The sequence below is a fragment of the Arthrobacter sp. 05L44 genome (assembly GCF_056397605.1).
In genome coordinates this window covers 81,351-95,574 of record NZ_JBFTNS010000001.1, presented here as the reverse complement: position 1 = coordinate 95,574, position 14,224 = coordinate 81,351, and the positions used below count along the sequence as shown (strand labels likewise).

The 14,224-nt window shown below is 70.0% G+C and carries 15 protein-coding genes; 13 read left to right on the top strand and 2 right to left on the bottom strand.

All coding sequences use genetic code 11. From position 1 onward, the window contains the following. Positions 1–30 precede the first annotated feature (30 nt). From clpS to rdgB, 6 genes are all read left to right on the top strand, one after another. A complete protein-coding gene (clpS, locus tag AC1DHY_RS00440) occupies positions 31–399 on the top strand; it encodes an ATP-dependent Clp protease adapter ClpS (RefSeq protein ID WP_476903004.1) in 369 nt (122 codons plus the stop codon). Next, a complete protein-coding gene (locus tag AC1DHY_RS00435) occupies positions 392–952 on the top strand; it encodes a DUF2017 domain-containing protein (RefSeq protein ID WP_476903003.1) in 561 nt (186 codons plus the stop codon). Before clpS ends, AC1DHY_RS00435 begins: the two co-directional genes overlap by 8 nt. Before the next feature lie 67 nt (positions 953–1,019). Beyond that, positions 1,020–2,090 (top strand): glutamate racemase, encoded by a 1,071-nt coding sequence (gene murI / locus AC1DHY_RS00430; protein ID WP_476880251.1) that lies wholly within the window; start codon positions 1,020–1,022, stop codon positions 2,088–2,090. Continuing rightward, positions 2,087–2,884, top strand: coding sequence for an MBL fold metallo-hydrolase (locus tag AC1DHY_RS00425; RefSeq protein WP_476880250.1), 798 nt, complete (start codon positions 2,087–2,089; stop codon positions 2,882–2,884). Before murI ends, AC1DHY_RS00425 begins: the two co-directional genes overlap by 4 nt. A 48-nt stretch (positions 2,885–2,932) precedes the next feature. After that, entirely contained in the window at positions 2,933–3,691 is a 759-nt protein-coding gene (rph, locus tag AC1DHY_RS00420; RefSeq protein WP_476880249.1) for a ribonuclease PH, read from the top strand. After that, positions 3,688–4,350, top strand: coding sequence for an RdgB/HAM1 family non-canonical purine NTP pyrophosphatase (gene rdgB, locus AC1DHY_RS00415; protein ID WP_476880248.1), 663 nt, complete (start codon positions 3,688–3,690; stop codon positions 4,348–4,350). Before rph ends, rdgB begins: the two co-directional genes overlap by 4 nt. A gap of 38 nt (positions 4,351–4,388) precedes the next feature. Here the strand turns inward: rdgB and AC1DHY_RS00410 are convergent, their stop codons facing one another. Then, positions 4,389–5,102, bottom strand: a complete 714-nt coding sequence (locus AC1DHY_RS00410) for a VTT domain-containing protein (protein ID WP_476903255.1) — start codon at positions 5,100–5,102, stop codon at positions 4,389–4,391. 118 nt (positions 5,103–5,220) lie between these two features. Between AC1DHY_RS00410 and AC1DHY_RS00405 the strand changes: the two genes are divergently transcribed. Both AC1DHY_RS00405 and AC1DHY_RS00400 read left to right on the top strand, forming a co-directional pair. Beyond that, positions 5,221–6,228, top strand: a complete 1,008-nt coding sequence (locus tag AC1DHY_RS00405; protein ID WP_476880247.1) for a 3'-5' exonuclease — start codon at positions 5,221–5,223, stop codon at positions 6,226–6,228. Between the two features lie 79 nt (positions 6,229–6,307). Beyond that, complete coding sequence (locus tag AC1DHY_RS00400; protein ID WP_476903002.1) at positions 6,308–6,859, top strand: DUF4395 domain-containing protein; 552 nt, start codon at positions 6,308–6,310, stop codon at positions 6,857–6,859. Here the strand turns inward: AC1DHY_RS00400 and AC1DHY_RS00395 are convergent. Then, positions 6,846–7,970, bottom strand: coding sequence for an ADP-ribosylglycohydrolase family protein (locus AC1DHY_RS00395; RefSeq protein ID WP_476903001.1), 1,125 nt, complete (start codon positions 7,968–7,970; stop codon positions 6,846–6,848). The two genes, AC1DHY_RS00400 and AC1DHY_RS00395, sit on opposite strands and share 14 nt — an antisense overlap. A 112-nt stretch (positions 7,971–8,082) precedes the next feature. Between AC1DHY_RS00395 and AC1DHY_RS00390 the strand changes: the two genes are divergently transcribed. The 5 genes from AC1DHY_RS00390 to AC1DHY_RS00370 all read left to right on the top strand — a co-directional run bounded on the left by AC1DHY_RS00390 (position 8,083) and on the right by AC1DHY_RS00370 (position 14,193). After that, on the top strand, positions 8,083–8,439 hold the full coding sequence (locus tag AC1DHY_RS00390; protein ID WP_476880594.1) for a YidH family protein: 357 nt from the start codon (positions 8,083–8,085) through the stop codon (positions 8,437–8,439). Then, positions 8,436–8,774: a DUF202 domain-containing protein gene (locus AC1DHY_RS00385; protein ID WP_476880593.1), complete on the top strand. Its 339-nt coding sequence runs from the start codon at positions 8,436–8,438 to the stop codon at positions 8,772–8,774. Before AC1DHY_RS00390 ends, AC1DHY_RS00385 begins: the two co-directional genes overlap by 4 nt. Positions 8,775–8,852: 78 nt before the next feature. Continuing rightward, positions 8,853–9,857, top strand: coding sequence for an MIP/aquaporin family protein (locus AC1DHY_RS00380; protein WP_476903000.1), 1,005 nt, complete (start codon positions 8,853–8,855; stop codon positions 9,855–9,857). Positions 9,858–9,922: 65 nt separating this feature from the next. After that, complete coding sequence (locus AC1DHY_RS00375) at positions 9,923–11,128, top strand: exonuclease SbcCD subunit D (RefSeq protein ID WP_476902999.1); 1,206 nt, start codon at positions 9,923–9,925, stop codon at positions 11,126–11,128. After that, positions 11,125–14,193 carry an AAA family ATPase gene (locus AC1DHY_RS00370; RefSeq protein WP_476902998.1) on the top strand — a complete coding sequence of 1,023 codons (3,069 nt, stop codon included), beginning with the start codon at positions 11,125–11,127 and terminating at the stop codon, positions 14,191–14,193. The genes AC1DHY_RS00375 and AC1DHY_RS00370 overlap by 4 nt, the downstream gene beginning before the upstream one ends. Positions 14,194–14,224 lie beyond the last annotated feature (31 nt).

Genomic DNA, 14,224 nt, shown 5'->3' with positions numbered 1-14,224 from the left:
CCACCAGTATGGTCCCCATAGAATGGACAGATGACCCTCAGCGTTGCGCTCGGCCCTGACACCAAGGAGAGCACCCAGACCGGAACAGCGACGTCGACAGACGTCCTGACCGCTCCGGACATCCCTTGGAACCTCGTGATCTGGAATGATCCGGTAAACCTGATGAGCTATGTGAGCTATGTCTTCCGCAGCTATTTCGGCTACTCCGAGGCCAAGGCCAACAAACTCATGCTGGAGGTCCACAAGAAGGGCCGCTCCATCGTGGCGCACGGCAGCAAGGAACAAGTCGAACAGCACGCGGTGGCCATGCACGGCTACGGCCTGTGGGCCACCGTGGAGAAGGCGGCCGGGCACGGCGGGGGCACCGGATCAGGCAAGGGCAAAGGAAAACGTGGCTAAGGCATTCAAGTACGGGCTCAAGGGCATCACCGGTTACCTCGAGCCGGCCGAACGCGACCTGCTGCGCAGCCTCTTTGACGACGTCATCTCCATGCTGGAACCGGAGGAACGGGCCAACCAGGATCCGCTCGCGGCCCTGGTCGGGCTGGACACGGAGGCCCGCGAGCCCTCCGACCGGGCTCTCCGCCGCCTCCTGCCCAACGTCACCAAGGACGACGACCAGGCCTCCCTGGAGTTCCGCCGCTACACCGAGCGTTCCCTGCGGGAGGCCAAGATCGGTGCCCTGAAGGCTGCCGCCCTGGGCCTGGACAAAGACGAACTGGTGCTGACCGGGGCCGACGCACGGCACTGGTCCACGGCCCTGAACGATGTCCGGCTGGTGCTTGCCGAGCGCCTCGATATCCGCGACGACGCCGACGCCGAGCACGTCCACCGGATGCAGGACTGGTCGCAGGCCGAGGACGTGGAGAGCTACCTGGCACTGGTTTACAACTTCACCACCTGGCTGCAGGAATCCCTGGTCCAGGCGATGCTGGCCTCGCTCGAGGCGTAGCCGCGGCCGGTACCCCTGCGCGGTGCGGGGTGTGACCTATCAGACACGAGTTGCTGGACACAATGTGATGGCCGCACTTGTAGCGAAGCCCTATCCTCGAATAATCATGACTTCAGCATCGAGCACGGATCAGGCGGCGGGCGCTGCGGCGCAGACCGCAGCGGGCAGCGCCGGGAAATCCCTGCCGGGGGAGCGCCCCATCGGCGTTTTCGACTCCGGCGTCGGCGGCCTTACCGTGGCGCGGTCCATCATTGACCAGCTGCCCAATGAGTCCATCCTCTACGTCGGCGACACCGCCAACGGCCCGTACGGCCCGTTGCCCATCGCCGAGGTGCGCGCCAACGCGTTGGGGGTCATGGACGAACTGGTCGATTCCGGCGTCAAGCTGCTCACCATCGCCTGCAACTCCGCGTCCGCTGCTGTGCTCCGCGACGCCCGGGAACGGTACACCGCGCGGTACGGCATCCCCGTCATCGAGGTGATCCAGCCGGCCGTGCGCCGCGCCGTCGCCGCCACCCGCAACGGCAGGGTCGGCGTCATCGGCACCTCCGCGACCGTCGGCTCCCGCGCCTACGAGGACACCTTCGCCGCCGCGCCGGACCTGGAAATCACCTCCGCCGCCTGCCCGGCCTTCGTCCCGTACGTCGAGGCAGGGATCACCACCGGCCCCGAGCTGCTCGCCGTCGCCCGTGAATACCTGGCCCCGCTCACGGCGGCCGGCGTGGACACCGTGGTCCTCGGCTGCACCCACTACCCGCTGCTGACCGGGGTGATCTCCTTCGTCCTGGGCGAGGACGTCACCCTCGTCTCCAGCGCCGAGGAAACGGCGAAGGACGTCTACCGGGCCCTCGCCTCGCGCGGACTTGAACGGACCGGAACCACCGCCCCGGAGCACAACTTCATCGCCACAGGTGATGCCGCCCAGTTCGAGCACCTCGCGCGCAGGTTCCTCGGCCCCGAGGTCCTCAGCGTCCGGCACGTGGACCACGTCGCCGCTCAGTACCCCACCGGCAGCCTGGCCCGGATCACGCCGGAAATGATCGCCGCCGCCCAGGCGGGCGCCGACCGGCCACGGATCTCCAACTTTGTTTCCGCCGATGCCCCGCAGCTGGCGGACCTGCGGAGGTCCGGCCGGTGAAACTGACCATCGTGGGCTGTACCGGATCTTTCCCGGGGCCCGGCTCACCGGCGTCGTGCTACCTGCTGACCGCGCACGACGGCGAGCGGAGCTGGAAGATCGTGCTCGACCTCGGCAGCGGCGCGCTGGGAGCGATCCAGCGCTACACCGACCTCGAGGATATCGACGCGATCTTCCTGACCCACCTGCACCCGGACCACTGCATGGACCTGTGCGGGCTCCACGTTGCCGTCCGCTGGAAGCCGGGCGGCTGGGGACGCGGCCGGATCCCGGTCTGGGGTCCCGCCGCCACGGCCGACCGGATGGCCACCGCCTATGGCCTGGACCTGGACCCGGGGATGCACGAGGAATTCGACTTCAGCAACTGGTCCGAGCGCAAGCCGGTGACGGTGGGCCCGTTCACGGTCACCCCCTTCGCGGTGAACCATCCCGTGGAGGAGGCCTACGCCCTGCGGGTGGAGGTCACGGAACCGGACAAGGACGGCACTCCGGTGACCCGGGTGCTGGGGTACTCGGGCGACACGGACTCCTGCGCCGGGCTCGAGGACGCGGCCCGGGACGCTGACCTGTTCCTGTGCGAAGCCGCGTTCGAGGAAGGCCGCGACGACGACATCAAGGACGTGCACCTGACCGGCAAACGTGCCGGCGAGGCGGCCGTGGCCGCCGGGGCGCGGCGGCTCCTGCTCACGCACATCCCCGTCTGGACTTCCCAGACCACCGTCACCGCCGAGGCCAAAGCGGTCTTCGGCCAGCACGTGGCCGTCGCCGTCGCGGGCGTGCACTACACCGTCTGAGCACACCGCCGGGCGGAGGGCCGGCGCCGAGTCGATATGCTGGAGGGCATGACTTCCGAAGCGCTCACCACCCCCGTCATCCGCGCCGATGGCCGCACCCCCGACCAGCTCCGCCCGATCAGCATCACCCGCGGCTGGTCCAAGCAGGCCGAGGGCTCGGCCCTGATCGAGTTCGGCAACACCCGGGTGCTGTGCACGGCGTCGCTGACCGAGGGCGTGCCGCGCTGGCTGAAGGGTGAAGGCCGCGGCTGGGTCACCGCCGAATACGCCATGCTGCCGCGGGCCACCAACACCCGCTCCGCCCGCGAGTCCGTCAAGGGCAAGATTGGCGGCCGTACCCACGAGATCTCCCGGCTGATCGGCCGTTCGCTGCGTTCGATCATCGACACCAAGGCCCTGGGCGAAAACACGATCGTGCTGGACTGCGATGTCCTGCAGGCCGACGGCGGCACCCGGACGGCTGCCATCACCGGCGCCTACGTCGCCCTTGCCGAGGCGATCCGGTTCGCGCGGGAAAACAAGCTGATCGCCCGCAACGCCCAGCCGCTGGTGGACACCATCGCCGCTGTTTCGGTCGGGATCATCGACGGCGTTCCGATGCTGGACCTGCCCTACGTCGAAGACGTCCGCGCCGAGACGGACATGAACGTTGTGGTGACCGGTTCGGGCAAGTTCGTCGAGGTCCAGGGCACCGCCGAGGGAGCGCCGTTCGACCGCGACGAACTCAACAAGCTGCTGGACCTGGCCCTGCTGGGCACCGAGCAGCTCGCCGCGATCCAGCGCGAAACCCTGGCCGAGGCTCCGTGAGCGGCGCTGTCCCCGAGTCCCCGGCCACTCCGGTCCTGGTGCTGGCGACCCACAACCAGGGCAAGCTGCGGGAACTGCGGGAGCTGCTGCGCGGGCAGCTGCCGGGAATCGACGTCGACACGCAGGTGGTGGACGCGGGCGCCGTCGGTGCCCCCGACGTCGCCGAAACCGGTGTGACCTTCGCGGAGAACTCGCTGCTCAAGGCCCGGGCCGTGGCGGAAGCCACGGGCTTGGTCGCCATCGCCGACGACTCCGGCCTGGCCGTGGACGTCCTGGGCGGGGCGCCGGGCATCTTCTCGGCGCGCTGGGCCGGGCGGCACGGGGACGACGCCGCCAACCTCCAGCTGCTGCTGAACCAGCTTTCCGACGTCCCGGACGGGCACCGCGGCGCGGCGTTTGTCTGCGCAGCGGCCCTGGCCGTACCGGAGGGGTCGTCCGGGGGTGCGCGAGAAGTGGTGGAGTACGGCCAGCTCGAAGGCACGCTGCTGCGGGAGCCGCGCGGGGCCGGGGGCTTTGGCTACGACCCGGTGCTGCAGCCGAGCGGCCTGGACCGCAGCTGCGCCGAACTCAGCGCGGAGGAGAAAAACGCCATAAGCCACCGCGGCCACGCCTTCCGGGCGCTGCTGCCGGCCATCGTCGAGGCGCTGGCGGGCAGGTAGCCGGGCTGGCGTGGCCGCTGGTCACTGCAGGGTTAGGGCTAGGGCGTCTTGCGCTCGTCTTCGGGCTCGTGCTCCTCGATGAATTCCTCGACCACGCCGGTGCCGTACTTCTCGGCCTGGCGCTTGGCGATGAGGCCGCGGATGACCTCGATGCCGATCGGGATGACGGAGAGCAGCACGATCACGATGAAGATGATGTCCAGGTTGTTCCGGACCCACGGCACCGTGTCGCCGAGCAGGAAGCCCAGCAGCGTGACGCCGCCGCCCCAGAGCACGGCGCCGATGACGTTGAAGATGAAGAATTTCCGCTTGCTCATCTGCGCCACGCCGACAATCACCGGGACAAAGGTCCGGATGATGGGGACGAAGCGGGCCAGGATGAGCGCCTTGCCGCCGTGCTTCTCGAAGAAGGCGTGCGCGCTTTCGACGTTTTCGCGTTTGAACAGCTTGGAGTCAGGCTTGTTGAAGATCGCCGGGCCGGCCTTGGACCCGATGAGGTAGCCGGTCTGGTTGCCGATGATCGCGGAGACGATGATCAGCGCCGCAAGGGCCCAGATGTTGAACTTGATCGTGTCAGTGGCGACCAGCAGCCCGGCGGTGAACAGCATGGAGTCGCCCGGCAGGAAGAAACCGACCAGCAACCCGGTTTCGGCGAAGATGATCCCGCAGACCAGCACCACTACCCACGGTGCGAGGGCCGGGTCGGCGAGGAAGATCTGGGGGTTCAACCAGTCGGGCAGGAACGAGGCCATCTGCGGCTGGACCGGTCCGGCGCCTCCGAGGGTGGTCACGGCGAAGTGCAGGGTATTTGGGTTCACCTATCTAGGGTACTTGACCGGGTAGGGCCGGATCCGGCGCTAAAGTTGGACCGTGGGTTTGGACTTTACGGCGATCGACTTCGAGACCGCGAACGGCTTCCGCGGCTCGCCGTGCGCCGTCGGCCTCACCAAGGTCCGTGGCGGCGTCGTCGTCGAGGAAGCGTCGTGGCTGATGCGGCCGCCGGCGAACCATGACGCCTTTGACCACAACAACGTCCGTATCCACGGCATCCGGCCCGAGCAGGTGGCCGGGCTGCCCCGCTTCGGTGACCTGTTTCCCGAGATCGGCGCCTTCATTGGCGGTGACGTGATCGCCGCCCACAACGCCGCCTTCGACCTCGGTGTGATCCGTTCCGGCCTGGAAGTCTCCGGGCTGCCCGGGCCCGCCTACGACTTCGTCTGCACGGTGATGCTTTCCCGGCGCTGCTACTCCCTGGTGTCCAACTCGCTGCCCTACGCCGCGGAGGAGGCCGGTGTCCCGCTGGTCAACCACCACGACGCGGCCGAGGACGCCCGGGCCTGCGCCGGCATCCTGATCGATATCGCGGCCCGCAACGGCGCCGCCAGCATCGCCGAACTGTACCTCTCACTGGGGCTGATGGTATCCCGCCAGCCCGCGTTCGACCCCCGGACCGACCCGTTGTCCAAGGCGACGAGGTCCGCGCTCGAAGCGCTGGCTGCCGGGGCAGGCGCGGCGTCGGCCGCGCGGGCGTTCCGGCCTGGTTGGCCGGAGGAGGGTGCCAACCCCGTGCCGAACGCCGGGGCAGAACCGGGCCACCCCCTTTTCGGCCAGACCGTGGTGTTCACCGGCGAACTCGCCATTCCGCGGCCCGAGGCCAAGCTGCGTTCCGCCGAGCTGGGTGCGCGGCCGGAAAGCCGGGTCACGGCCCGCACAACTGTCCTGGTGGTGGGGGACGGCTTCGTCGCGGCTGACCTTCGCTCAGGCCGCCTGACGGGCAAGGCGCGCCGCGTCCTGGAACTGCACGACCGCGGCCAACGGATCGAAGTTCTTTCCGAGGGCGAGTTCCTCCAGATGGTCGGCGGACACTACGCGCCCTGAGGCGTTCGGGCGGCTGCGCCCAGGTCATACGACGCAATAAACATTTCGCCCGGCCATGGCCCGCTCCTAGCCTTGAATGATGAGCAAACTCATCCAGCCACCTGTCCGGGCGGACCAGGCACCCGCGGCCGACGCACCGGGCGGCATCGATTGGGGCAAGGTTTTCGCGTTCCCCAACCCGGTCAACGAGTACTCCGCACGGATCACGGCGGCGCTGGTGGTGCTGCTTTCACTCGCGACGCTTGTGACGGGGTCGGGCTGGGGACTGGCGGTGATCGCCATCGGGTTCTGGCTCCGGGTGTTGTTCGGTCCGCGGATCTCGCCGTTCGGCGTCCTTTCAGTCAAGGTCCTGACACCGCTGCTGGGCAAAAAGCGGCTGGTCCCCGGGCCGCCGAAGCGCTTTGCGCAGGGGATCGGGGCGGCGCTGTCGACGACGGCGGCTATCCTCTTCGCCGCCGGCCTGGCGCCCGCTGCCTGGATCCTGCTCGCAGCGCTGATCGCCGCTGCCTCCCTTGAGGCCTTCGCCGGTTTCTGCCTCGGCTGCGCGGTCTTCGGATTGCTGCAGCGCCGCGGACTCATCCCGGAGGACGTCTGCGAAGCCTGCAACAACATCTCGCTCAGGCGCCCGTAACCGCCGCCAGCCGTTCGGCCATACCCCGGATAACCTCCGGCGCCTCGAGGGCGGCGAGCCAATCCGCCGGCAGGCAGTCGATGCCGTAGTGCGCGCCCAGGATGTTGCCTGCGATGGAGGCGGTTGAGTCGCTGTCCCCGCTGTGGTTGACGGCCACCGCAATGGCCGCGCGGAAGTGCCCGGCCGGGCCTGCCGAGTCCGCCGTCGACGATGGTTCGGTCGCCAGCACCGCGTAGAGCGCGACGGCGAGTGCCTCCTCGGCCACCCAGCCTTCGCCCAGTTCCTGCACCAGTTCCTCGGCCGCCAGGACGCTCCCGCCGCCGGCGGCCGCGGCGAGGCAGAGGGATGCCGTGAGCCGCTCAACGAGCGCGGGATCGGGTTCCTCGCCCTTCGGCAGCCTGCCTTCCTGCAGGTGCGCCAGCGCGAAACCCGCGGCCTCTTGCAGGCTTCGGCCGCCAATCAGTGCGTGGATCAGCAGGCTGAACACCCCGGCGCTCTGCCGGGCCGACGGGTGCCCGTGTGTCAGGGTGGCCGCGTCCGCGCTGAGTTTGTAGACAGCGTCGGCCTCGACGAAGGGGAGTAGCCCGAACGGCGCCGAGCGCATCACTGTCCCGCAGCCCTTCGAATCCGGGTTGACCGGCCGGTACACGGTTCCCATTTCGCCGGTGGCGAGGCCGCTGAGGCAGGCGTTGCCGGGCGCCCGGCGGTGCCGCAGGACCTCGTGGCTGTCGATCCAGCGCGGCGGCTGGAAAGGCGCGGACTCCGGCACTGCCACGCCCTGCGTCCCGAGCCAGCGCAGGTAGGCCAGCCAGATGCAGGCGTTGGTGTCCGCGGCAACACCGTCGTTGGCCCACTCCAGCGCCTCCAGCAGGCCGTCGGCGGTATAGAGGGTCATCTGCGTGTCGTCCGAGAAATGGCTGCCGGTGTGGAGGTCGGCGAAGTCCCGCAGGCCCGCGGGGCCGTATTCGGCACGGATCGCATCGATGGTGGCGAATTCCACCGCGTAGCCCAGCGAATCGCCCAGGGCGCCGCCGAGCAGGCAGCCGTGGATACGGGAGTTGTGGGACGGCGGGGACGCCGCCGCGGAGGCACTGCCGGGATCGATGCTCATGCCTTCAAATTTACCCCGGCCGGGGGACCCGCCGGGATCGGCCGCCCGGCCCCGGTAGGGTGCTGTTGGCGCCGAATTCGTCCTGGTGCCGCTGAAACTGACAGGGAGAATCATGCGCGAACCAGCGTGGCGGAAGACGGGCAGCACCCCGGACTACAGGTTTTCGCTGGCCAACGAACGGACCTTCCTGGCCTGGATCAGGACTTCGCTGGCGCTGATTGCCGGCGCCCTGGCCATCGACCAGCTTGCCCCCAACATTGCGCCGGGTCCCGTCCGCATCTCCCTGTGTGTGATCCTGGCGCTGATCGGCGCGGGGCTGGCGGTCCTGTCCTACCACCGGTGGGGCCGGATGGAGGCGGCCATGCGGAACAACCGTGAACTGCCGTTCTCCGGCGTGCTGCTGGTCATGACGGTGGGCGTGGCCGCCGCGGCCTTTGTCCTTGCCGGGCTGCTCCTGGTGGCACGGTGACTCCTGCGGTGCACCGGGACCCCGGGCTCCAGCCCGAGCGCACCTCGCTGGCCTGGCGGCGCACCTTGCTGGCCCTCGTCGTCGTCGATTTGCTGATCTGGCGCGGCTGGTTGCGCGCCGGAGCCTCCGGCGCCTCTGCCGCCGTCGACGCCCAGGGGCTCAGCGTCCTGATGGCCATGGCGGCCACCGTGGTCCTGGCCGGATGCGTGCTGATGCGCGGGCGGGAGTTGCGGCGCGGCCCGGGGGCTCCACCGGCGCCCCTGCTGCGGAACGCCGCGGCTGCCGTGATCGGCCTGGCGGCCTGCACCGTCGCCGCCCTGGCGCTCGGCCGCTAAGCTCGGACCCAGTTAACTTCCAGACTGCGCTGGCAGACTGCTCGCGGCACCGGACCCCAACCGAAGGAACCCCAGACCATGACGAACCCCGTCCCAGCAGGCTCAGCACCGGGCGCCGCATCCAACCCCGCGCCGGAAGCCGGGCAGCCGTCCGGGGCCGCCGGGGACGTCCAGCCCCGCCTCCTCGCCAGGCTCTCCGCCGAAGCCCTGGGAACCCTGTTCGTTGTGGTGGTGGGCCTCGGTGTGCCGTTATTCGCGGTGCCGCAGTACAACCCCATGTCTGCGTCGCTCGCAGCGGGGCTGGCCCTGACCGCGTCCATGCTGGCCTTCGGCTACCTGTCCGGCGGCCACTTCAACCCGACGGTCACGGTCGGGAACGCGATCGCGGGCCGGATCGGTCTGGTGGAGGCTGCCGCATACCTCGGGGCGCAGCTGGTGGGTGCCCTGCTGGGGGCGCTGACCCTCTTCGGCGTACTGCGGACAGTCCCGAAGCTGGAAGGCACGCGGACCGCCTTCGATACCGTCACGGCAGGCTACGACGCGCACTCCGTCATCCAGGCGCCCATGGCGGGCGTGCTGTTAGTTGAGGTGCTCGGCGCCGCCCTGCTGGTAGCCGTGTACCTGGGGACCACCGCCCGCCGCAACCCGGCCCGGGCCGCCGCACCGTTCGCCGTCGGCCTCAGCATGGCCGTTCTCCTGCAATTGGGCCAGAGCATCGGCAACGCCCCGTTCAACCCGGCCCGCGCCACCGCGTCCGCACTCTTCAGCAGCCCCGATGCCCTGGGCCAGCTGTGGCTCTTCTGGGTGGCCCCGTTGGTCGGCGCCGCCCTTGCGGGACTGGTGTTCCGTGGCTTTGCCTACACCTCGGTCAGGTCCGGCGCGCCGGATCGTCCAGTGGCCGGCGGATCCGACGACGTCGACGGGTACGACGCTGACGACGTGGACGGTGACCGTCGCGCTGGCACCGACGGTATTGGCCGCCCGGCCGCCGCACCGGCTCCGGCACCTGCACCCGCCGACGCGCGGAACCATGACGCGCGGACCGATGAAGCCCGCGACTTCTTCGACAAGCGCACCCAGTAGTTCCCGCTGCGGCCCTCGCCGGGGCCTTGCGCAATAGTGTCGGTGGCAGCCGATAGCGTAGTGGCATGCGGTTATTGCACACCTCGGACTGGCATTTGGGCCGGTCGTTCCACGGCGTCGGGATGCTCGACGCGCAGCGGGCCTTCATCGATCAGCTGGTCGGCGTCGTCCGCGACGAGTCGGTGGACGTCGTCCTGATCGCGGGCGATGTCTACGACCGTGCCCTGCCCGGCGTTGACGTCGTCGGCCTGCTGGACGACGCCCTGGTGCGGCTCAGCGGCGCGGGCGCGAAGGTGGTGCTGACCAGCGGGAACCACGATTCCGCTATCCGGCTCGGATTCGCGTCCCGGCTGCTTGAACGCGGCGGAGTGCATCTGCGCACCCGACTGGAGGAACTGGATACGCCCGTGCTGCTGCCGCTTGCGGACGGAGCAGGGGAGGAAGGCGACGCCGGGGACGCCGGGGACACGGGTCCCGTGCTCGCGATCTACGGCATCCCGTGGCTGGAGCCGCGGCTGGTGGCCGGCCAGCTCGGCGTTGAAACCGCCAGCCACTTCGAGGTCACCCGCGCCGCCACATGCCGCGTCCGGGCCGACCTCGCCGAACGGTCGGCCCGCCGGACGGTCCATTCCGTCGTCCTGGCCCACACCTTCGCCAGTGGCGGAATCAGCTCGGACAGCGAACGGGACCTGAGCATCGGCGGGGTCGGTGCTGTGCCGCTGGATCTCTTCGACGGCTTCAGCTACACGGCCCTCGGCCACCTGCACGGCCGGCAGTCGCTGTCACCGGCTGTCCGTTATTCCGGCTCCCCGCTGGCCTACTCCTTTTCCGAAGCCAAGCACCACAAGGGCGGCTGGCTGATCGACGTAGACACCAGCGGCATCACCGCCGTGACCGAGATACTCTGGGACGCCCCGCGCGCCCTCGCGGTGCTCCGGGGCACACTGGACGAACTGCTCGCCGGGGCCGACTTTGCGTGGGCCGAGGAGGCGTACTGCCAGATCACACTGACGGACGCACAACGGCCCACCCAGGCCATGGAACGGCTGCGCGCCCGCTTCCCCGACACCCTGGTCCTCGGTTTTGACCCCGAAGGTGCCGAAGCGGCCGCGAAAACCAGCTACAGCAGCCGGCTCGCGCAGTCAGGGGACGATCTCTCGATCTGCTGCGGCTTCCTGGAGCATGTCCGGGGCCGCAGCGTCGACGACGCCGAATCCGGCGTCCTCGCAGAGGCCCTCGAAGCCGTACGTCTGGAAGGGGTGTCCCGGTGAGGATCCATCGCCTGGAGATCTCCGCGTTCGGCCCGTTCGCCGGAACGGAGAGCATCGATTTCGACCGGCTCAGCGTCCACGGGCTTTTCCTGCTCAACGGCGCCACCGGGGCTGGAAAAACCAGCGTCCTGGATGCCATCTGCTTCGCCCTCTACGGCTCCGTGCCCGGGGCGCGGCAGGAAGGCAAACGGCTGCGCAGCGACCACGCCGCTCCGGCGGCCGAGCCCCGCGTCACCTGCGAGTTCTCGGCGCAGGGACGGCATTTTGAAGTGTCCAGGATGCCGGCCTGGAACAAGCCCAGTGCCCGGGGCAAGAACGGGTTCACCGAACAGAAGGCCAACACCCTGCTCCGTGAACGGGTCGACGGTGCCTGGGTCGAAAAGTCGGGCCGCAATGATGAAGCCGGCGCCGAGATCACTGCCCTGCTGGGTATGGACCGGGAACAGTTCACCCGGGTGGTGATGCTGCCGCAGGGCGACTTCGCGGCGTTCCTGCGCTCCAAGGCCGCTGACCGGCTGGTCCTGCTCCAGAGCCTCTTCGGCACCCAGCGTTTCGAGGCGGTGGAACAGGAACTGGGACGCCGCGCGGCCGCGGCCCGCACTGAGGTGGAAAGCCTCAACAACGCCCTTGCGCTGCTGCTGGCCCAGGCTGAGGCCGAATCCGCCGGACTAGGACTGGAACTGGACGAGGCGCCCGGCCGCGAGGACGCGGACCGGCTGCTCTCCTGGCTCCATGCCGGTGCCGCGGCCGCCGCCGGCGAACGGCAGGCAGCAGCCGCCGACGCCGAGAGCATCGTCGCCCACCTTGCCGAACGCCTTGAAGACGCCACTGCCCGGGCCGCGCGGCAGGCCAAACTGGCCGCCGCCGAACAGCGGAGGGCCGCGGCCGAGGCCGCCGCGCCGGAACTCCAGGAGACGGCCGAACGGCTCGCAAAACACCGGAAAGCCGAAGTGCTGGGTGGCCAGCTGCAGGCCATGGACAGTGCCTGGTTGGCGGAGGAACGCGCTGCGGCAGCGGCCGCGGCGGCGTCCGACGGGCTGCGGGCCGCGGCACCGTCCGACCCCGAACTAGCCGAACTTGGCGCCCGTCTCACCGGACCCGACGGCCCGGACGGCGGCGCAGTCGTGGAAAGCCAGGTGCTGCGCACAGAACTCAGCCGGCTCCGCTCCCTCCAGGCGGTACTGACGGAACGGCTGCCGGACGAGGACCGGCTGGCCGGCCTGCTGGCCCGCGCCGTGCACCTCCAAGGGACCCTCTCCGGGCTCGAGACCACACGCCTGTCCGCCGCAACAGCGCTGGAGGCCCTGCGCGCTGAGTCGGCCGAACTGACTGCGGGCCTGGCGTCGCTCGAGGAGCTGGCTGCGGACGTCCAGCTGCGCACCAAGGAGGCCGCGGCGGCAGACGAACTGGTTGCCATCGTTGGCCGCTACGGCACCGCGGAGGCACACTGCGCTCGCGTGGCCGAGCGGCACCGCGTGGCCCGCGACACTCACCAGGACTGCCGGCAACGCTGGCTGGACCTCCGCGAGGAGCGGCTCGCAAACGCCGCTGCGGAACTCGCGGCCCAGCTGGTCCCGGACCAGCCGTGCCCGGTGTGTGGCAGTGCCGAACATCCCGCGCCCGCCCCGGCAGCCGCGTCCGCCTTGGCCATCGCCGACGCCGAGAAATCCGCCCAGGAGGCCGCGGACGCCGCCGAAACTGTCCTTGCTGCCCTTCACCGCGAGCTGGGCGACGCGCGGCAGGACCTCGCGGTGCTGGCTGCCCAGGGCGGCGATACAGCGCCTGAACTGGCCCGCAGCGACGCCGAGCAGGCCAGGTTACTTGCGGCCGAGGCCACCCGCGCGGCCGCCGACCTCGCGGCCCGGCGGGCGCGCCGCACCGAGCTGGAAGACGGGATTTCCGCCGCTGAGCTCACCGTGGCCGACACCGTGGCCGGGATCGCGCAGGCCGAATCGGCGCTCAAGGAGGTCCGCGCGCAGGCTGGCGAACTCGAGGCCGCACTGGCGGACCTGCGCGCCGGGCACGCGACGCTGGGCGACCGGCTCGGCTCCGTCCGGCGCGCCACAGAGCTGCTGGAACGCGTTGATGCGGCCGCCGGCAGCCTCGAACAGGCCCGCGCCCGGACCGCGGAGGCCGTCGCCCGGCTCGACGAGGCCCTCCCTGCCGCCGGATTCGAGTCGGTGGCAGCCGCCCGCTCCGTCCTGCTGCCGGTGAGCGACGCCGCAGCCCTGGAAAGCGCCGTCCGGGCCGGCCAGGACGAGACTGCCCGGCTCGCGGAACTCTTCGCCGGGGAGGAACTGTCCCGGGCCGCCCGGGAATTGGCCACGGACGGCCCTGTCGACCCCGCAACGGTGGATGAGCTCCGGATCGAGTGCGCCGCGGCCGAACGCCGGGTCCGCGACGCCGTCCTGGCCTCCGGCCTGGCCACGAAATCCGTCCGGACCCTCGACAGGATCGCGGGGGAGTACGCCGGCCAGGCTGCCGCGGGCCGCGAGCCGCGGGAGCGTGCGGCGCTGTGGACCGCCGTCGCCGAGGCTGCCCGCGGCGGTGGCGACAACACTTACCGGATGAGCCTGAACAGCTACGTGCTCGCCGCCCGGCTGGAACAGGTTGCGGAGGCCGCCTCGGAGCGGCTGATCGGCATGAGCGACGGCCGCTACACCCTGCAGCACACCGATGCGAAGGCAGCGCGGGGGCAGAAATCCGGGCTTGGCCTGGAAGTGGTAGACCAGTGGACGGGCCAGCGGCGTGACACCGCCACGCTCTCCGGCGGCGAGTCCTTTATGGCTTCCCTGGCCCTGGCACTGGGGCTGGCCGACGTTGTGCAAATGGAGTCCGGCGGGGTGGACATCGAAACTCTCTTCGTGGACGAGGGCTTCGGCAGCCTGGACGAGCAGTCGCTGGAGCAGGTTATGGATGCGCTTGAGGGACTCCGGGACGGCGGCAGGGTGGTGGGGCTGGTGAGCCATGTGGCAGAGATGAAACAGCGCATCACCACGCAGCTTCAGGTGGTCAAGGGCCGCAACGGCTCCACCCTGCACGTCTCCGACGACGCCCTGGTCTAAACGCCCGGCAGGCGGCCATGTGAGGGCCGTG